Annotated in this window: 15 protein-coding genes; 4 read left to right on the top strand and 11 right to left on the bottom strand. The window is 68.4% G+C overall.

The genetic code is table 11. From position 1 onward, the window contains the following. From ACW9UR_RS03760 to ACW9UR_RS03745, 4 genes are read right to left on the bottom strand one after another with little or no spacing between them, the layout of a single operon-like run. Positions 1-348 carry a hypothetical protein gene (locus ACW9UR_RS03760; protein WP_458915567.1) on the bottom strand — a complete coding sequence of 116 codons (348 nt, stop codon included), beginning with the start codon at positions 346-348 and terminating at the stop codon, positions 1-3. A gap of 10 nt (positions 349-358) precedes the next feature. After that, on the bottom strand, positions 359-988 hold the full coding sequence (locus ACW9UR_RS03755) for a hypothetical protein (protein ID WP_458915566.1): 630 nt from the start codon (positions 986-988) through the stop codon (positions 359-361). 7 nt (positions 989-995) lie between these two features. Further along, positions 996-3233 (bottom strand): xanthine dehydrogenase family protein molybdopterin-binding subunit, encoded by a 2238-nt coding sequence (locus ACW9UR_RS03750; protein WP_458915565.1) that lies wholly within the window; start codon positions 3231-3233, stop codon positions 996-998. Between the two features lie 2 nt (positions 3234-3235). Beyond that, a complete protein-coding gene (locus ACW9UR_RS03745; protein WP_458916162.1) occupies positions 3236-3694 on the bottom strand; it encodes a (2Fe-2S)-binding protein in 459 nt (152 codons plus the stop codon). A 183-nt stretch (positions 3695-3877) separates the two neighbouring features. On the opposite strand from ACW9UR_RS03745, the gene ACW9UR_RS03740 reads away from it, so the two are divergent. Further along, positions 3878-4873, top strand: coding sequence for a helix-turn-helix domain-containing protein (locus tag ACW9UR_RS03740; RefSeq protein WP_458915564.1), 996 nt, complete (start codon positions 3878-3880; stop codon positions 4871-4873). A gap of 3 nt (positions 4874-4876) precedes the next feature. Here ACW9UR_RS03740 and ACW9UR_RS03735 read toward each other — a convergent pair whose 3' ends face one another. From ACW9UR_RS03735 to ACW9UR_RS03715, 5 genes are all read right to left on the bottom strand, one after another. Further along, the gene (locus ACW9UR_RS03735) at positions 4877-6268 is read right to left on the bottom strand and encodes a bifunctional enoyl-CoA hydratase/phosphate acetyltransferase (RefSeq protein WP_458915563.1); all 1392 of its coding nucleotides are present in this window, start codon (positions 6266-6268) and stop codon (positions 4877-4879) included. A 14-nt stretch (positions 6269-6282) separates the two neighbouring features. Continuing rightward, a complete protein-coding gene (locus tag ACW9UR_RS03730; RefSeq protein ID WP_458915562.1) occupies positions 6283-8040 on the bottom strand; it encodes a PHA/PHB synthase family protein in 1758 nt (585 codons plus the stop codon). 114 nt (positions 8041-8154) lie between these two features. Continuing rightward, positions 8155-10707 carry a hybrid sensor histidine kinase/response regulator gene (locus ACW9UR_RS03725; RefSeq protein ID WP_458915561.1) on the bottom strand — a complete coding sequence of 851 codons (2553 nt, stop codon included), beginning with the start codon at positions 10705-10707 and terminating at the stop codon, positions 8155-8157. Positions 10708-10736: 29 nt separating this feature from the next. Next, positions 10737-11258, bottom strand: coding sequence for a putative pterin-binding protein (locus ACW9UR_RS03720; RefSeq protein ID WP_458915560.1), 522 nt, complete (start codon positions 11256-11258; stop codon positions 10737-10739). Between the two features lie 120 nt (positions 11259-11378). Further along, the gene (locus tag ACW9UR_RS03715; RefSeq protein WP_458915559.1) at positions 11379-12761 is read right to left on the bottom strand and encodes a sugar transferase; all 1383 of its coding nucleotides are present in this window, start codon (positions 12759-12761) and stop codon (positions 11379-11381) included. A gap of 269 nt (positions 12762-13030) precedes the next feature. On the opposite strand from ACW9UR_RS03715, the gene ACW9UR_RS03710 reads away from it, so the two are divergent. The 3 genes from ACW9UR_RS03710 to ACW9UR_RS03700 all read left to right on the top strand — a co-directional run bounded on the left by ACW9UR_RS03710 (position 13031) and on the right by ACW9UR_RS03700 (position 16557). Next, positions 13031-13645, top strand: coding sequence for a response regulator transcription factor (locus ACW9UR_RS03710; protein ID WP_458915558.1), 615 nt, complete (start codon positions 13031-13033; stop codon positions 13643-13645). A 108-nt stretch (positions 13646-13753) separates the two neighbouring features. After that, a complete protein-coding gene (locus tag ACW9UR_RS03705) occupies positions 13754-15256 on the top strand; it encodes a GumC family protein (RefSeq protein WP_458915557.1) in 1503 nt (500 codons plus the stop codon). Further along, positions 15253-16557 (top strand): O-antigen ligase domain-containing protein, encoded by a 1305-nt coding sequence (locus ACW9UR_RS03700; RefSeq protein WP_458915556.1) that lies wholly within the window; start codon positions 15253-15255, stop codon positions 16555-16557. The genes ACW9UR_RS03705 and ACW9UR_RS03700 overlap by 4 nt, the downstream gene beginning before the upstream one ends. A 6-nt stretch (positions 16558-16563) precedes the next feature. On the opposite strand, the gene ACW9UR_RS03695 is transcribed toward ACW9UR_RS03700, so the two are convergent. Together ACW9UR_RS03695 and ACW9UR_RS03690 are read right to left on the bottom strand one after the other, a co-directional pair. Beyond that, positions 16564-17007, bottom strand: a complete 444-nt coding sequence (locus tag ACW9UR_RS03695) for a GNAT family N-acetyltransferase (protein ID WP_458915555.1) — start codon at positions 17005-17007, stop codon at positions 16564-16566. 52 nt (positions 17008-17059) lie between these two features. Then, a complete protein-coding gene (locus ACW9UR_RS03690; protein ID WP_458915554.1) occupies positions 17060-17902 on the bottom strand; it encodes an SDR family NAD(P)-dependent oxidoreductase in 843 nt (280 codons plus the stop codon). Between the last annotated feature and the right edge of the window lie 150 nt (positions 17903-18052).

Below are 18052 nucleotides of genomic sequence, written 5' to 3'. Positions count from 1 at the left end.
TCAGACGTCGAACTCGGATGGAGCCGGAGCCCAGAGCTCCAGGAAGAGCGTCGCGGCGGCAAGCCAGGTGGAGCCGAGAATGCCCCAGGCGATGAGGCTCTGCGTGCCGCCGTCCGCGACGGCAAGGCCGAGCGCCGCGATGCCGGTGCCGAGTGCCACGAGGAAGGCGACATAGCCGAGCCACCGCCATGCCTGGCGAAGACCCAGCGCCAGCGCCACCAGCAGGATGGCGGCGACGATGACCGTTGTGGCGCCTGCCGGGCCGGGAACGGCGAGCAGGGAGAGGTGCAGCAGCCCTGCGAGGAACAGCAGCAGGACGGCGGGGACGAAGGGGCGGTCGTCGGTCATCGGGTGTTCCTCATTCCGCCGGGCATGGCGTGCCCGCCGCGCCCCAGGCCAGGATATCGTCGACATGGGTTTGCAGATCGTGGGGCGCGGGCTCGCGGGTGCCGCCGGGGTTCCAGCCCCAGAGCACGAAGCCGCGGTGGCCAGCGTCCTCGACCAGGTGCTCGGCCAGGGCCAGCCAGTCGCGGCCGCCGGTGCGCTCGGGGTCCGAGAGCTGGGCGCAGATGTCCGCAGGTGACTTGCCGAACCACTGGAACTCGACCGGCGGCAGGCGCCAGTCGAGGCCCGCGTGGGGCGGCGCGTGCGGGTCGGCGGCGAAGTCCTCGTTGCGGCGGTGGCAGGTCTCGCAGGGGATGGTCTCGATCCCCATGCGGCTTTCGCCGGCAATCACGTTCATGCCGTGCGGGCGGGTCTGGCCGTAGCTGGGGCCGGACCACATCGGGCGGTGGTCCTCGCCGACGTGGCAGTTGGCGCAGCGGGGGTGGCTGACCACTTCGAAGATGCGGGTGAAGGCGGCGAGGCCGTCTTTGGTCGAGACGCTGCCCGGTGCGGGCGCGTCGATCTTGGCGGGGGCGTCACCCTCGGCGAGGGCCAGCCCGGCGGAGGCCGCGAGCGCGGCCAGGGTCAGGGATATGCGGCGCATCGGGACCTCAGGCGAAGGTGACGTGGTTGTGGAAGGGCATCTCGCGCAGGCGCTGCCCGGTCGCGGCGAAGATCGCGTTGGCAAGCGCCGGGGCGGCGGGCGGCACGGGCGGCTCGCCGATGCCGCGCACATGGCCGTTCTCGAGACCGCGGACGTGGATCTCGGGGCACTGGTGCATTCGCATCCCCTCGTGCGCGTGATAGTTGGTCTGCTGCGCCATGCCGTCCGAATAGGTGATCTCGGCGTTCATCGCGTGGCCGAGGCCCCAGACGACGCCGCCCTGCACCAGGTTCTCGAAGTTGACCGGATCGACCACGCGGCCGACGTCGGCGGCGACCCAGACCTTTTCGATCTTCAGGCCCCGGTCGGTCTGCGCGACCTGCACGACCTCGGCAACCGGTACGCCGAACGAGACGACCATGGCGACGCCCATCGCGCGGCCCTCGCCCAGATCGGTGCCCCAGTTCGACATCTCGGCCGCAGCCTCCAGCGTCTTGCGGGCGACGTCCCAGTTGCAGAGGCGCAGGCGCTCCTGCACCGGGTCGGCGCCGGCGGCGTGGATCAGCTCGTCGAGCAGGCTTTCAGCGAAGAAGCCCGCCGTCACCGCCCCCACCGAACGCCAGGAGGAGGTCGGCGCGAGTTCAGGCACGCGGTAGCCGCGGACGCGCAGCGCGGGCAGGTCGTAGGGCATGTTCCAAGCGCCCGAGACGATCTGTGCGTCCGGCCCCGGCATCGCCATGCCCAGCCGCCCGAACTGCGAGGCGGAGGCGGAGGGCGTCGCGATCGACAGGTCCATCGCCGTCACCTTGCCGTCCGCGACCGTTCCGGTGCCGCGCGCCATGCCGATCTGGCGCGGGTAATCGTGGGCGAAATCTTCCTCTCGGCTGAAAGTCAGCTTGACGGGCGTGCCCTTGAGCTGCGTGCCGATCTCGGCGGCATAGCGGACGTTCTCGAACTCCAGTCGGTGACCGAAACTGCCGCCGACATAGAGGTTGTGCAGGTGGACCTGATCGGCCTCGTGCCCGGTGATGCGGGCGACCATGTCGCGGGCAAAGATCGGCATCTGGTGGCCGACCCAGATATCGACGCGCGCATCGGTGACGAGGATTGTCGCGCCAATGGGCTCGAGCGGGGCGTGCGCGGCATATGGGCAGCGGTACTCGGCCTCGAGCGCCGCCCCCTGCCCCAGTGCAGCGGGCACGTCGCCGTCATGGCGCCATTCCTTGTCCAGCCGCTCGTCGGTGAACGAGGCGGCGATTTCGTCCCAATGGCCCTGCTGTTCGGCGGGATAGGGTGCGGGGCCCCAGTCGAAGTCGATGGCGTTCGCGGCCTGAAAGGCGTTCCAGGTGTTGTCGGCGATCACCGCCGCGCCGCCGGTCACGGGCAGGACCTGCCGGACGCCAGGCATGGTTTCGGCGGCGCTGGCGTCATAGCCGTTCAGCGCGCCACCCTGACGTGGGTTGAAGCGGACGGTGGCGTTGAGCATCCCCTCCATCTGCAAGTCGATCCCGTATTCGGCGGTGCCGGTGGATTTGGGCAGAATGTCGAGCCGCTGCATCGGCTTGCCGATCAGCCGCCAGTCCTCGGGGGAGCGCAGGGCGACATCGGTGACCGGCGGGATCTGCGCCGCTTCGGCGGCGAGGTCTTCATAGCGGATCGCAGTTCCGTCGGGCAGGATCACCGCGCCGTCCCCGGTCTTGAGATCCGAGGCCGCGACGCCGGTGCGCTGCGCGGCAGCGGCCTTCAGCGTCTCGCGCGCCACCGCGCCCGCATGGCGCAGCTTGTCGAAACTGTCGGGGATCGTGCTGGAGCCGCCGGTGACCTGCATCCCCAGCACCTTCATCACCCCGCCGACCGCGCCGCGGGCCATCTGCGCCGGGAAGCTGTCGTCCTGCGGCATGAAGGGCACGCCCTCGTCCGCGAGACCCGCGTTGTAATAGGCGGGCGACGGCACGCCGGTTTCGACTGTCACCGCCGCCGGATCGATGTCCAGTTCCTCGGCGATCAGCGCTGCCTGCACCGAGCGCACGCCCTGCCCGAGGTCCGTGTGCGGCGCGATCAGCGTGACACCGTCGGGACCGATGCGGACCCAGGGATTGAAGGTCGCCTCGCCCTCGGCCAGCCCATCGGCGAGCGGGTTGGCGTGCGGCTTGCGGACCATGTAGGTGCCGAAGGCGACGCCGCCCGCAACGGCGACCGAGCCGACGAGGAAGGCACGGCGGGTGAAGGTGCGGATGCGTCCCATGCTCAGGCCCTCAGCTTCGCGGCGGCGTCGTGGATCGCGGCGCGGATCCGGGGATAGGTGCCGCAGCGGCAGAGGTTGCCGGACATGACGGCGTCGATGTCCTCGTCCGTCGGCTCGGGGTTCATGTCGAGCAGCCAGGCGGCCTGCATGATCTGGCCCGACTGGCAGTAGCCGCATTGCGCGACCTGATGCGCGACCCAGGCCTGCTGTACCGCGTGGAGCGCCTCGGGCTGGCCGAGCCCCTCGACGGTCAGCACTTCGGTGCCATCCAGCTCGCGTGCCTGCACCTGGCAGGAGCGGACCGCCTGCCCGTCCAAGTGCACGGTGCACGCGCCGCACTGCGCGATGCCGCAACCGTATTTCGTACCGGTCAGCCCCAGCTCGTCGCGCAGCACCCAAAGGAGCGGCATGTCCTCGGGGACGTCGGCCTCTTGCGGCTGGCCGTTCACGGTGAAAGCGATCTTCATCGTCGGAAGGTCCGTGGTCGTTTCGGTCTGGGTTCATACATAGCATCGGATTGTGACATGGGTACTTGCGGATCGCGCCAAAATGCCAACATACCGCGCCAGGCGCTGCGCGAGGACAGACCAAGGCCGGTGTGTGCGCGGGTGACACAGTAATCCGAGGGGACGGAGGGCGTCTGGTTGCAGGCACGAAGATATCCGATCACCAAGTCGATCCGGCAGGTCTGCACCGCGCTGTCCCTTTCCGAGGCGCGGGTGCTGGCCCGTGTCGGATTGAGCGCGGATTTCCTGCACCGCGAGGACGCGGCGGTGGATGCCGCAACCTTCTTTGCGCTCTGGCCCGCGATCGAGGCAGAATGCCCGCAGCCGGACCTGCCGGTGATGCTGGGCCGGGCTGCCGCCACCGGGCCCTGGGTTCCGGCCGCACTGGCGTTCTCGTGCAGTCCGAATGTGGAGATCGGGCTGAGCCGGATGGCGCTGTTCAAACCGCTCTGCGCGCCGGTCCGGCTGATCCTGGAGCGCAGCGATGGCGCGCTGCTGGTCAGTTTCGAAACCTCCGAGCCGGGCACGGCGATGCCTGCGAACATGGCCGCTTTCGAGATCGTCTATTTTCTGGCCAGCGCGCGAGGGTTTACCGGGCACCGGATCGTGCCGCGCATGGTGACGCTGCCGGACCTTGCGCAGGCGACGCCCGCCTTCAGAGAATTCACCGGCGCTCCGGCTCAGCGTGGGCCACGTGCGGCGATGGAGCTGGCGCTGGCGGACGCGCATCGGCCGCTGATCTCGGAGGACACCGAGTTCTACCGGATGATCGAGCGCGAATTGACCGGGCAGCTGCGCGCGGCGGAGGTGTGCGACAGCGTGGCCGAGCGGGTGCGCGCGGTGCTGCTGGACGTTCTGCCGTCGGGCAAGGCCTCGGCCGAGGCGGTGTGCGCGCGGCTGCACCTGAGCAAGCGCAGCCTCCAGCGGCATCTGAAAGCCGAGGGGCGGACCTTTCAGGGGATCCTCGACGAGACCCGCACCGACCTTGCGCTGACCTATCTGCGGCGCGGTGACATGTCGGCCGAGGAGATCAGCTACCTGCTGGCGTTCCGCGATCCCAACTCGTTCTACCGGGCGTTCCACGGCTGGACCGGGATGACTCCGGCGCAGGCGCGGATGGCACCGGCAGAGTGAGCCTCAGGCTTTCGTTCCGGCGTGGCGGCGCAGCAGCAGCGCCAGCGCGGCCGAGGCGACGCGGGCGGCGCTGTCGTCGGCGCGGCTGGTCAGCATGATCGGCACCCGCGCACCGAGCACGATGCCGGCCGCCTTGGCCCCGGCGAGATAGATCATCTGCTTGGCGATCATGTTTCCCGCCTCGAGGTCCGGCGCGACGAGGATGTCGGCCTGCCCCGCCACTTTCGACACGATGCCCTTGGCGCTTGCCGCCGCCGGGGAAATCGCGTTGTCGAAGGCCAGCGGGCCATCCAGCAGGCCGCCGGTGATCTGTCCCCGGTCGGCCATCTTGCAGAGCGCCGCCGCCTCGATGGTCGAGGGCACCTTGGGATAGACGGTCTCGACCGCCGAGAGGATGGCGACGCGGGGCGCTTCCTGACCCATGGCGTGCGCGAGCTCGATGGCGTTCTGGATGATGTCGGCCTTGGTTTCGAGGTCCGGGGCGATGTTGATCGCGGCGTCGGTGACGAGCAGCGGGCGCGGGTAGCCGGGCACGTCGAGTACGAAGACATGGCTCATCCGGCGCTCGGTCCGCAGACCGGTCTGGCGGTCGACGACCTCGGCCATGATCTCGTCAGTATGAAGCGCGCCTTTCATCAGCGCCTCGGCCTCGCCCGCGCGGACCATGGCCACGGCCTGCGCGGCGGCGCCGTGGCTGTGGGGCGCGTCGACAATGCGGGCGGCGGAAAGGTCCAGACCGGCCTCGGCCGAGACGGCACGGATGCGGGCCTCGGGGCCGATCAGCACCGGCTCGATCAGGCTGAGCCGGGCCGAGGTCAGCGCGCCTTCGAGCGAGGCGACGTCGCAGGGATGGACCACTGCCGTCACGATCGGATCGAGCGGAGCGGTCATCTTCACCAGCTCGTCGAGGCTCGCGCCGGGGCGGCGCAGCAGAACCTCGGGCATCACCCTGCGCGGGCGGCGGATCTTCTGGCGCGGGGCGACGACCACCGCCTCGCCGTCGATCAGCAGATCCCCCGAGGCGTCGAGGCAACTGCACGCGAGCCGGACCTCTCCGGTCGCGGGATCCTTGCCAGTGACCTGCACGCGCACGGTGACCTGGTCGCCCTGGGTCATGGTCCGGTGAAAGCTGAGGCGCTGGTCGCGATAGATCGTGCCCGGTCCCGGCAACTCGGTTCCGAGCACCGCCGAGATCAGCGAGCCGCCCCACATGCCGTGCGCCACGACGTGGTGCTCTTCGCTGCCGGCCGCGAATTCCGGGTCGACATGGGTCGGGTTAACGTCGCCGGAGACGATGGCGAAGAGATCGATGTCCTTCGCGGTGAGCACGCGGGTCAGCTCGGCGGTGTCGCCGACCTCGATCTCGTCGAAGGTGCGATTCTCGATCATGTCCATGCGCGGGGCCCCAGTCATTTCATGTGCACATAGGTGCCCGGCGCATCGCAAAGCGCAACCGGCATCTCGGGCGGTGCGATCTTCAGGCCGGAATGCGCCCCCAGCCAGAGCGTCCACTCGGGCCACCAGGACCCCTCGCGCACTTTCGCCGAACGCATCCAGGCGTCCGCAGAAAGGTGAACGTTCCCATGGTGATGGCTTCGTATCCGGTAATGCCGGTTCGGGTGGCCGGGCTCGGAGACGACGCCCGCGTTGTGCCCGCCATTGGTCAGCACGAATGTGGTGTCCGCGTCCGAGAGGGCGGCGATCTTGTAGGCAGAGCGCCAGGGCGCGACGTGGTCGCTCTCGGTGCCGACGGCGAAGATCGGCACCCGGATGTCGCTGAGGAAGACCGGCGCGCCGTCGACCTCGAACCGGCCGTTGGCGAGGTCGTTCTGCAGGAACAGCTTGTGCAGGTATTCGGAGTGCATCCGATAGGGCATCCGCGTGCTGTCCTGGTTCCAGGACATCAGGTCGTTCGGCGCGGCCCGTTCGCCGAGCAGGTAATGGCGCTGGATGCGCGACCAGATCAGGTCGTTCGAGCGCAGGATCTGGAAAGCGCCGGACATCTGGTTGGCGTCGAGATAGCCGACCGACCACATCAGGTCCTCGAGGAAATCCACCTCGCCTTCGCTGATGAAGAGCGTCAGCTCTCCGGCCTCGGTGAAGTCGGTCTGCGCGGCGAAGAGCGACAGGCTGGCGAGGCTGTCGTCGCCTTCGCGCGCCAGCGCCGCGGCGTGGATCGCGGCGAGCGTGCCGCCCAGGCAATAGCCCGTCAGGTGAACCTTGGACGTGCCGGTGATCTCGCGGACCTTGGCCAGCGCCGCCCCCGGCCCCATGCGCAGATAGTCGGCCATGCCAAGCTCGCGGTCCCCGGCGCCCGGGTTGCGCCAGGAAATCATGTAGACGGTGAAGCCCTGACCCACGAGGTAGCGCACCATCGAGTTCTCGGGCGAGAGGTCGAGGATGTAGTACTTCATGATCCAGGCCGGGACGATCAGCACAGGCTCGGGACGGACGGTGCCGGTCTTCGGCGCGTACTGGATCAGCTCGATCAGATGATTGCGGTAGACCACCTTGCCGGGAGTGACGGCGAGGTTCTCGCCGACCTCGTAGGGACTGTCGGCCCCGGCCGAGCGGCCGGCGGCGATGTCGCGCATGTCCTCGAGCAGGTATTCCGCGCCGCGGCGCAGGTTCGCCCCGCCCTCCTCTGCGGTGCGCTCGATCACCTCGGGGTTCATCCATGGCAGGTTCGAGGGCGCGAACGCGTCGAGTTGCTGGCGCATCATGAAGGCGGCGGCACGTTCCTTGCCGGCGCTCATGCCGCGAATGTCGGTGGTCGCGTTGCGCCACCAGTCCTGCGCCAGCAGGAAGCCCTGCGCGTAGAGACTGTAGGGCGGCTTGGCCCAGCCGGGATGGCGGAAGCGCCGATCATGGGCATCGGGCTCGATGATCGGGTCGGGATCGCCGCCCATTGCCTGCATCATGCCATAGCGCCAGAGGTCGAAGCCCTGGGTGACGGCCCGCTGCGCCAGTTCCGCCCGCCGGCCGGGCGAGAACAGGATGTGCAGACCCCAGTCCGTCCACACGTCGATGAGCGCGGCGGGCGATATGCCGTGGGTGAGCTTGGCGAGGCGCGAGCGCGTCTCGCGGTCGAGCAGCGTCGACACCTCGCGCAGCCGGTCGGGAGCCGGCACGAAATCGACGTCGCCGCTGTTGTCCGACTGGGTCATCCTGCGTCCCTCACCAGCCGGCCCTTGCGCCGGCAGGTTTGCTCTAGGACAGGTCCGCGCCGGGCGACTTGATCCAGATCAGGGGCGCTGGCCGGAGCCGACGGCAACCTTGCGTCAATGGCAGTATTCGGACAGTTCCTCGCAGCTTTCGGTCCAGATCGCGTCGAGCGTATCGGCCGCGCCGCGGATGTCCGTCAGCGTCCCCGCCCGCGCCCGCGTCTGGTGGACGGATAGCTCGGCGTGGAGCCGGGACAGGCCCAGCGTTCCCGCCGCCCCGGCAAGCCGGTGGAGCAGAGCGTAGACCTCGTCGTCGGTCAGGTCGTCGGCGCGGGTGCGGAGCGTGCCGACAGTGCTTTCGGTTTCTTCCCGGAGTCGCTTGAGCAGATCGATGACAGGTCCGTTGCCAAGGCCCTCACGCAGTTCCTCGATCTTGGGCTTGTCGATCAGCGGCACCTCGCCCGGGGCCGGCGCGGGCGGGGCGACCGGCTTGCGGGATCCGACGTGGCGGTGGAGTTGCTCGGCCAGCGCCTCACGGGTGATCGGCTTGGTCAGGTGCGCGTTCATGCCGGCGGAGCGGAAGGTCTCGAGGTCGGCGGGCAGCGCATGCGCGGTGACGGCCAGGATCGGCGCGGCGTGCGAGGCACCACCGCCGTCGCGTATTGCCCGGGTCGCCGCGACCCCGTCCATCACCGGCATGGAAATATCCATCAGGATCACGTCGAACCGGCGTGTGCCGGCGATCGCCACGCCTTCTTCGCCGTCGCCCGCCTCGGTAACCTTGTGGCCTTCACGCTCCAGCATGGCGCGCAGGACGACGCGGTTGATGCGGTTGTCCTCGACAATCAACACGTCGAGCGCCGGGGCGCGCCGCTTCTCGGCGTCGGGCTTGGCGACCTCCTCGACCCCGTCATAGTCGGGCAACGGCAGGCGCACCCAGAATACGCTGCCCTCGCCCTCGACGCTCTCGGCGCCGATCTCTCCGCCCATGGTATGCGCCAGGCGCCGCGCGATCCCGAGCCCGAGCCCGGTGCCGCTGGTCTGCCGGCCATAGGTGGTGTCGAGCGTTTCGAAGTCCGAAAACACCCGGTCGATATCGTCCTCGGAGATGCCGATCCCGGTGTCGATGACACGGAACTCGACCTGCTGAGCGCCGGTATCGGTCAGCGTCTCGGCTTCGACGGTCACGCTGCCGTGCCGGGTGAACTTGAGCGCGTTGCCGACAAGGTTCAGCAGGATCTGGCGCAGGCGCACCGCGTCGCCGACCACGCAGCCGGCGGGATCGCCGACCCACTGACAGGTCAGCTCGTTGCCATGCACCTTCGCAACACTCTGCTGGCTATCGACGATCTCGTGCAGCAGCTCGTCCACCTCGAACGGCTTGCGCGCGATCTCGATCTTGCCGGCCTCGTATTTGGAGATGTCGAGCACGTCGTTGACGTGGTGCATCAGCAGCCGGCCCGAAGTATCCATGATATCGAGGAAATTTTCCTGCTCGCTGGTCAGCTCGGTATCCCGGATCAGGTTCAGCGTGCCGAGCAGGCCATTGAGCGGCGTGCGCATCTCGTGGCTCATCACGGCGAGGAACTCGGCCTTGGCCTTTTCGCCCGCAAGTGCGCGGTCGCGGGCCTCGACCAGTTCGGCCTCGGCCTTCTTGCGGCTGGTGATGTCGCGGATATAGGCGACGAAAAGCTCGCCTTCCTCGCGGCCGGCGGCATCGACCGACAGCTCTACCGGGAATACCTCGCCCGACTTGCGCATCGCCTCGATCTCGATCCGGCCTGCGCCGATCACGCGGCGTTCCTCGGTCTTGCGATACCGCTCCATGCCCTTCTTGTGGGCGGCACGGTACTTTTCGGGGACGATCAGCTCGTGCATCGCGCTGCCCATGACCTCGGCGCGCGTGTAGCCGAAGATCCGCTCGGCGGCGCCGTTGAACTCGCGCACGGTGCCGTCCTCGTCGACCACGATCACCGCATCGAGCGAGGTGCTGATGATGGTCCGGAGCCGCGTCGCGGTCAGTTCCTGCTCTTCGGCGCGGCGCTCGCTGACACGGATCTGCTTCAGAAGCATCACGGTGAACAGGATCATCGCGGCCACAAGCGCCGTGGTGATCACGCCGAGGTGCAACATGGTGTCCGCGATATCCTCGCGGCGCGCATCCGAGACCCTGGCGAATTGCTCGAGGCCACGCAGCGAGATGCGGCGCACATCATCCCGGGTCTCACCCGCCACTTCCTGCAGCCGGGGAAGATCGGCCTCCAGCGCCGAGGCCTCGCCGTCGATGAGCGGCACCGTCCGGTCGAGGAAGGTACGGACCTTTAGCACCGCGGCGGCGAAGACCGGATCGTCGTTCAACTCGTTGTAGGCCAGGCCGCCCGAGACGGTGCTGACCCGGCTGTAGAAGATGTCGAAAGCGCGCCGGACATCCGAGAGCGGCGCTTCGTGACCGGCCTCGTGCAGGGCTAACTGGAAGGCGGTAAACTCGACTTCGAGCTGCGAAAGGGTCCATTGGACGTTGTCAGAGTTCGCAGTGCCCAGCTCGTCGAGCTGCTTGCGGACCTCGAAGGCGAGCACGGCGATGGCGACGATGCAGAGCCCGATGCCTGCGCCGATGACGGTGTACCTCAGCCAGGAGACCAGCCGGCCGCCGGATCTCGATTGCGCCATCCGACCACGCGCTCTTCAGGGTTCAGAGATCACTCACCGACGTCGAGCCGGTCAAGCTGCCAGATGCTGCGGGCATAGACCTGCTCGCTCTGGTAGTCCGAGTTATCGTCATAGGGATACACGATCCAGAGCGGCCCCTTGTCCCGCACCGACATGCCCTCGCCGTTGCGGGCATAGGCGATGATCGGGCCGTCCGCGACCGCGTCCGAAATCGGGATCTCGACCGCGTAGTCGTTGATCGCGGTGGCGGTCAGCGTACCTTCGGAGACGCCAAGGCTTTCCAGCAGCGTGTCGAGGCCAACGCCCTCGAAAGTCTGCGCGCCGTCGGTCCAGATGGTCTCGGTCGTGAAGCTGCGGCTGTCCATCGCCTGCAGCATGTCCATGTCGTATTGCGCCGCCGCATCGACGTTGGTCTGTCCGATCTTACCGGTTACGGTCAGCACCACCTCGCCGCTTGGCGCCGGGAGGTCCTGGGCTGCGACGGCCCCGCCGAAGGCCAGCGCGGCGGCGGTGGCGAACGCGGCGAAAGCGGTGCGGAATTCGGTAGTCATGACTTCCCCTTCCGTGTGGAATACCTCCATCACGTAGCACGATACGGACGAGGGGACAGCCGCGCAGGGGAGTAGGCGCGGCTATCCCAACGGATAGGTCGGACGTATCGCAGGGCGGGTTCAGTACGCTCCCTTGCCCGTCAGAACTGCCCGAAACGTCATTGCGATCAGGGCGATATCCAGAATGATCGTCGCCGAGCGGGCATAGGCCAGGTCCATGTCGATCATCTTGTCGAAACCGATGTCGGCACGCCCCGAAACCTGCCACAGACCAGTCAGTCCGGGGCGAACGGCGAGCCGGCCGAGGGCGCGGTCGGGATAGGCGGCGACCTCTTCGGGCAGCGCCGGGCGGGGGCCGACGACCGACATCTCGCCGCGCAGGATGTTGAGGATCTGCGGCAGCTCGTCGATAGAGTAGCGGCGCAGCAGGCGACCAACGCGGGTCACGCGCGGATCGTTGCGCGACTTGAAGCAGACGCCCTCGCGGTCCGATTGGGACAGCAGCGCGGCTCGGCGGGCTTCGGCGTCGGTGTGCATGGTGCGGAACTTGAAGACCTTGAAGGGAGTGCCGTCGCGGCCGACACGGGTCTGGCTGAAGAGAACCGGGCCCTTGCTGTCCAGCTTGATCGCTGCAGCGACCGTCAGCAGGATCGGCGAGAGCGCCAGCAAAGTGCCGCCCGAAATTGCGACGTCGAGCGCGCGCTTCGGGCTGAGAGTGCGGGCCGAGGTGGACACCGCGTGGCGCGCGGCGCGGGCCATGAAGGTGAAATTGCCGGCCAGGTAGCGGCTGGCCATGCGGCGGGGCTCCATCGCCAGGCGCCAGGCCCATTCCAGCTTGGCCCGGCGCACTGGCGCGGGCGCGCGGGTGACGCGGCCGGCAAGGAAGTCGAAGAGCGCGCCGACGCCCATCGCGAGGCTCGGCTGCAGGCGGTCCATGTTCCGGGCTAGCCAGAGGTCCTGTTTCGGCACGCCCATGGCGACCAGCAGGATGTCGGCGCCGGAGTCGTTGATCCGGGCAACGGCGGCCTCATCGTCGGCAGCGCCCTCGAACCCGTCGAGCACGCCGGCGATGCGCAGGCCCGGGATGTCGAGCGCCAGCCGCGCGGCGGCGGCCTCGGCGACACCGCGCCCGGCACCGAACAGGAACACCGACTTGCCGCGGGCCGCGGCAGCGCGGAGCAGGCGCGGGGTCAGGTCGGTGCCATTCAGGTTCTCGGTCAGCCGCTTGCCCGTCATCCGGGCGGCCAGTTCGACCCCGATACCGTCGGGCAGCACCGCGTCGGCGGTCTCGAGCGCGGCGGCGTACATCGTATCGCGGGCCATGACGTTGGCGCAGTGGGCGTTTAGGAAAGCGACGCGGCGGCGGCCGGCCAGAAGCCAGTCGACGGTGGTTTCGGTTGTGGCGTCGACCAGGTCGAGGTCCATGACGGGAAGCGTCGGCAGTCCGGGAATGCCGGGAGCCTTGAGGGCATCGCGGGTCTGGATCGGCAGAGTGATGGTCATGGCGGGGGGCCTTCCGTTTGCATTTCGCTTGCAACGGGGATGCCCCGGGTCGGGCCCTGCCATCTACATAGCGGACGGAGAGGATCGCGGCGCCGTCGGTCAGCGCCCTGTCCGTTCCGGGGGGCGCATCGGTGCCGACCGGGCGCCCGCGCTCGCCGGACGGTGCGGCGCGCTATCCACGCGGATAGGAATTGTGCCAAACAGGCTTGTTCGCACGCGCAAAGCGCCGCTATTGTCGGCAAAACCCGGTCAAGAGGCCCAGAGCAGACATGAAGATCCTGATCGCCGACGATCACGACCTGTTGCGTGACACGCTCGTCCTGTTCCTGCAGAGCGAGGGCGGGATGGAGACTGTGTGCGTCGCGAACCTCGACGACGCTCTGGTCAAGATCGACGAGGAAGGCCCGTTCGATCTGGTCCTGCTGGATTACAACATGCCCGGAATGAACGGTCTGTCAGGCATGGAGAAGGCGATGGCGCGGGCCGAGGGGCAGCGCGTCGCGCTGATGTCCGGCGTCGCCACCCGCGATGTGGCCGAGAAGGCGCTGGCCGCCGGGGCCGCCGGGTTCGTGCCTAAGACGCTGGCGGCGAAGTCGCTTTATAACGCGGTCCGGTTCATGGCGATGGGCGAGCAGTACGCGCCGCTGGAGTTCATGACCGCCGCCGAGGACGCGCCGAAGAACGAGCTGGCGGAAAAGCTCAGCCGGCGCGAGTTGCAGGTGCTGGAAGGGCTGACGCAGGGCAAGTCCAACAAGGAGATCGCCCGGGATCTCGACGTGACCGAGCCCACGGTGAAGCTGCACGTCAAGACGCTCTACCGCAAGATCGGCGCGGCGAACCGCACCCAGGCGGCGCTGATCGCCAAGGAAGCCGGACTGTTCTGACCTATCCGGGCGGCTAGGTTCCGCTCCGATTGCCCCCTGCCCTATCCCCCGGCGCGTCTGCCGGGACGCGCCGGGAACCGGTATCTCTGCCCGCGAAGGAGAGATGCCATGAACATTCAGACCGAGATTGCCTGCGACGACATTACCGGGGTCGCCTGTGCCGAGGAGGCGCCGCGCCGCCGCCTGCCGCTTCCCCGCCTGTTCCGCACGCCGCTGCGGCAGATGTCGGCGGCGCGGCTGTTCCGGGGCGGCAGGATCGGCGATGCCGGGCGTCTGCCGCGCTATCTTGGCCTGTTCGCCATCGGCGCCGCCGCGATCTGGATGCCGGTCAGCAGCTACCTGATGACCGCGCCGCTGCGCTACACCTCGTCAATGTCGCTGATCCTGCCCGGCTCGGGGGCGTCGGCCTCGGTCAACCTGGATCGGATCGGGCAGGCCTCCTCGTTCGCGAACTCTCCGTTCTCGAGCCCCTCGGTCAGCCCGACCGAGACCTACAAGCGTCTGCTGGCCGCCGACCGGATCCTCGATGCCGCCGCGGGCACCGTCGGCATGATCCGGCGCGACTTCGGCCAGCCACGGGTGAACCTGGTGGACCAGACCGGGCTGATCCATGTCGAGCTGGTGGGCAACTCTCCCGAGGACTCGCAGGCGCGGCTGGATGCACTGCTGGGCGCCTTCTTTACCGAGATCGACGCGCTGCGGAACGACGAGCTGACCGTGCGCGAGGACGGCGGGCGCGGCGCGCTGGAGGAGTACCGCCAGTCGGTCGCCGCCACCCGCGCCGAGATCAGCCGCCTGCAGCGCGAGACCGGGCTGATCACCGCCTCGCAATACAATGACCTTGTGGACGACACCGCCGCGCTGCGCGCCAATGTCGACGTGCTGGACAGCGAGCTGACCGAGAAGACCCAGGCGGTGGCCGCGCTGCGCGCCACGCTCGGGGTCGATGCCATCATGGCCGCCGCGACGCTGCGCCTGCACGCGGATACCGAGTTCTCGACAATCATCGAGGAAATGGGCCTGCACGCCACCGCGCTGGCCGAAACTCAGGGCCAGTTCGGCGCCAACCACCCGGCGCTTCGTTCCGCGCAGGCCAACCACGCGGCGACCCGTGGCCGGGCGCTGGCTCGCGCCAGTGCGATCACCGGCCTGCCAGAGGTTCAGGTCGCGATGCTCGACATGTCCCCCATCGGCGGGCGTGCCGAGCTGCTGTCGCAGCTGGTGCAGCTGGAAAGCGCCCGCGCGGGCCTAGCCGCCGAGTTGGGCGCGCTGCGGGCGCAGCTGGCCGAGGCCGAGGCGCGGGTCCGCGACCTGCTGGAGCCTGCGGCGCGGCTGGAGGATCTACAGCGCGATTTCTCGGTCGCCGAAGCCGTCTTCGCCTCGGCGATGGCGCGCAGCCAGACGTCGAAGGTGGACCTGTTCGCCTCGTACCCGCTGGTGCAGGTACTGGAGAACCCCTCGCTCCCCGAGGAGCCTTCCTCGCCGAAGCGCAAACTGGCCATCGCCGCCGGGATCGCCGCGACGCTGTTCCTGCTGATGGGCCTGACGCTGGGCTGGATCCGCCAGCCGGTCATCGACCGCCTGCTGGCCACCGGGGCAAGCAAGGCATGAGTCCCCTGCCCCGCAATCCCGCCGAGGCGCTGGTCTACAAGGCGCTGGTCTTCACATGGCCGCTCTACTTCGTAGGTGCGCTCTACGTGGTGGGACCGGTACTGGCCTGGACCCTGGGCGGGCTTGCGGCGCTGTCGCTCTACCTGGGCCCGGCGATCCGCGAGGACCTGCGGGCCACCGGCACGATCCCGCCTGTGGTCTGGGGCTGGTTCGCGGGCATGCTCGTGATGCTGGTCGCGCTCTGGGTCGGACATCTCGACTGGGGGCTGGGCATGAAGCAGACCATCAAGAGCAGCATCGGCTGGGCCAAGGGTTGGGCGCTGATGGCGCTGTTCCCGCTGGCGGGCGCGGTGCTGCCGATCCGGCGCGAGGTGCTGGCGCGCGGCCAGTGCGTCATCGGTCTCTGGACGCTGGCGCTGCTGCCGATTCTTGCCGTCGCGCCTATGATCGGCCTGCCCGAAAAGATCTTCACCTCGCCGCTGAAGGCGATCGGCGGCCCCGGCCCCGAGTATTTCAGCGTCTATTTCTTCACCTGGGATCCGGCCTCGTGGACGCCGCGCTGGCAGTTCTATGCGCCCTGGTCGCCCTTCGCGGCGCTGCTGGGCGTGATCCAGGTGCTGTTCGCGCTGGAGGAGCGCAACATCCGCTGGCGCTCCATCGGGATCGCGGCGGGGGTCGCGATGATCCTGATGTCGAAGTCGCGCATGGGGCTGGTCGGGCTGGTGGCCTGCACCATCGGCCCGCGGATGATGCCGCTGATCCTGCGCGGCTGGGCCTGGCAGCTGGTGGCGCTGGCGACCGCTTCGCTGGCGATGATCGGCCCGGCGCTGCTGCGCGGCCTTCAGGACGGCGTCGCCGCCTTCAAGGGCGCGCGGGCCGACAGCACGCGGGTGCGCGAGACATTGCAGCGCATCGCCGGCGAGCGCTGGCAGAACGAGGCGTTCTGGTTCGGTCACGGGACGGTGCGCCCCGGCCCGCACCTGGTCGAGTATATGCCCATCGGCAGCCACCACACCTGGTACGGGCTGCTGTTCGTGAAGGGCGTCGTCGGCTTCTTCGCGCTGCTGGTTCCGCTGCTGTGGCAGACCGGGCTGGCGCTGATGGACGCCGCCAGAGGCCGCCGCGGTGCACTGCCGCTGGGCATCGTCATGACCTTCGTGCTGCTCTCGATGGGCGAGAACATAGAGATCGAGGCCTACATGATCTGGCCCGGCCTGATGATCCTGGGCCTGCATGCACGGGAACTGGCGGACGAGGCGAAAGAGGCCCGCGCCGCGCGGATCGAGGCGCTGCCGGCCTGAGCGAGGTCAGCCGTCTCGGGTCCAGACCAGCCGGACATCGGGCGTCTTTTCCTCGTTGTTCCGCCCGTCGGTGAATTCGACTTCCGTGAACTCATGCGCCGCATAGAATTGGCGCGCACCGTCGTTTCCCTGGAAGGTCCATAGTTGCAGCCGGGGCGCGTCCGCTTTCGCGATCTCCAGCAGACGCGAGCCAACGCCGCGACGCCAATGGGCCTGATCCACATAGAGGTGGTTCACCCAGTCGTCCTTTGTGGCGATGAAGCCGATGACCTGCCCACCGTCTTCGAACAAGCGTACGTCCTCGGTCGAGAGGACCGTGTTGCCGAAGAATTTCCGGTCGCCCTCGGGGGAGTGAAGCACCGGGAGCCAGGGCATGGCCTTTCTGCGGGCCGCGCGGTGGATCCGCGCCAGCGCCTCGGCGTCCGTGTACGTTGCCTTGCGCAACTCCATGCCGTTCCCCATCGGTGCCTGCGTGTCGAAAGCACCCTACCCGAAAACGGCTTCAGTCGTCCTTGGCGAGGAAGTCCTCGAACGCCTCGCTCCAGGCCTTGTGCCAGCGCGAGAGCGGGGGGCGGTTCTCGATGATGTCCCCCATCGCCCAGGCCATGCGTTTCTGGTCCATCTCGCGGGAGACGTCATTGTCCGGGCATAGAATGTAAAAATCGCCCATCGCCAGCCGCTCCATTAGGAAATCGGCGGTCTGGTCCGGGGTCCACGCACCCGAGGGTTTCTCGGTCCGGTCGTGGCGGGTCAGGTCGGTGAAGACGAAGCCCGGGATCAGCAGATGCGCCGAGACATTCGCCTCGACCTCGCGCAGGTGGTGGGCGAGCGCCTCGGTGAAGACCTTCACGCCGGCTTTTGACGTGTTGTAGGCCGGATCGCCCGGCGGCGTGGTGATCCCCTGCTTGGAGCCGGTGTTGATGACGATCGCGGGGCGGCCGCGCTCGATCATGCCGGGCGCGATGGATTGGCAGCAGTTGACCACGCCCCAGAGATTGACCTCGAGCACGCGGGCCCACGTTTGCTTGCTGTCGAAGATGTCGCTGCCGGGCTGGATGCCCGCGTTGCACATCAGCAGGTCGATATGACCATAGGCGGCGATCACCTCGTCGCGGAAGGCGTCGACCGCCGCGCGGTCGGAGACATCTACGGCGCGCGCCATGACCTCGGGCGCGCCTGCTTCCCGGAGCGATGTTTCGGCGTCAGGGAACAATTCCTTGCGGACGTCGACCACGACCACCGTCATGCCGCGTTTCGCAAAGCGCTGCGCGGCGGCCAAGCCGATGCCGGCGGCGCCTCCGGTTACCACGGCGACATTGCCGGATTTCATCACGTCGTTGCTCATCGTCACTCTCCCCCTGATCCGTCCTTGCGCGGAGGATAGCGCATGTCGCGGCTGTGGCGACCGCTCGTTCTGTCGCGGCCGGGATTGTCGCGCCGAGACGCAGAAAGCCCGCCGCGCCGGGTGCACCGGGCGGCGGGCTTTCGCACCGAG

The organism is Halovulum sp. GXIMD14794, assembly GCF_054457455.1.
Note: the sequence above shows the minus strand (reverse complement) of the source record. Positions and strands in the feature narration are given on the sequence as shown.

Coding starts and splice junctions, on each gene's coding strand:
- ACW9UR_RS03750 (WP_458915565.1), bottom strand. CDS start 3,233: ATGGGACGCATCCGCACCTTCACCCGCCGTGCCTTCCTCGTCGGCTCG.
- ACW9UR_RS03760 (WP_458915567.1), bottom strand. CDS start 348: ATGACCGACGACCGCCCCTTCGTCCCCGCCGTCCTGCTGCTGTTCCTC.
- ACW9UR_RS03690 (WP_458915554.1), bottom strand. CDS start 17,902: ATGAGCAACGACGTGATGAAATCCGGCAATGTCGCCGTGGTAACCGGA.
- ACW9UR_RS03715 (WP_458915559.1), bottom strand. CDS start 12,761: ATGACCATCACTCTGCCGATCCAGACCCGCGATGCCCTCAAGGCTCCC.
- ACW9UR_RS03720 (WP_458915560.1), bottom strand. CDS start 11,258: ATGACTACCGAATTCCGCACCGCTTTCGCCGCGTTCGCCACCGCCGCC.
- ACW9UR_RS03705 (WP_458915557.1), top strand. CDS start 13,754: ATGAACATTCAGACCGAGATTGCCTGCGACGACATTACCGGGGTCGCC.
- ACW9UR_RS03695 (WP_458915555.1), bottom strand. CDS start 17,007: ATGGAGTTGCGCAAGGCAACGTACACGGACGCCGAGGCGCTGGCGCGG.
- ACW9UR_RS03700 (WP_458915556.1), top strand. CDS start 15,253: ATGAGTCCCCTGCCCCGCAATCCCGCCGAGGCGCTGGTCTACAAGGCG.
- ACW9UR_RS03730 (WP_458915562.1), bottom strand. CDS start 8,040: ATGACCCAGTCGGACAACAGCGGCGACGTCGATTTCGTGCCGGCTCCC.
- ACW9UR_RS03755 (WP_458915566.1), bottom strand. CDS start 988: ATGCGCCGCATATCCCTGACCCTGGCCGCGCTCGCGGCCTCCGCCGGG.
- ACW9UR_RS03710 (WP_458915558.1), top strand. CDS start 13,031: ATGAAGATCCTGATCGCCGACGATCACGACCTGTTGCGTGACACGCTC.
- ACW9UR_RS03735 (WP_458915563.1), bottom strand. CDS start 6,268: ATGGACATGATCGAGAATCGCACCTTCGACGAGATCGAGGTCGGCGAC.
- ACW9UR_RS03725 (WP_458915561.1), bottom strand. CDS start 10,707: ATGGCGCAATCGAGATCCGGCGGCCGGCTGGTCTCCTGGCTGAGGTAC.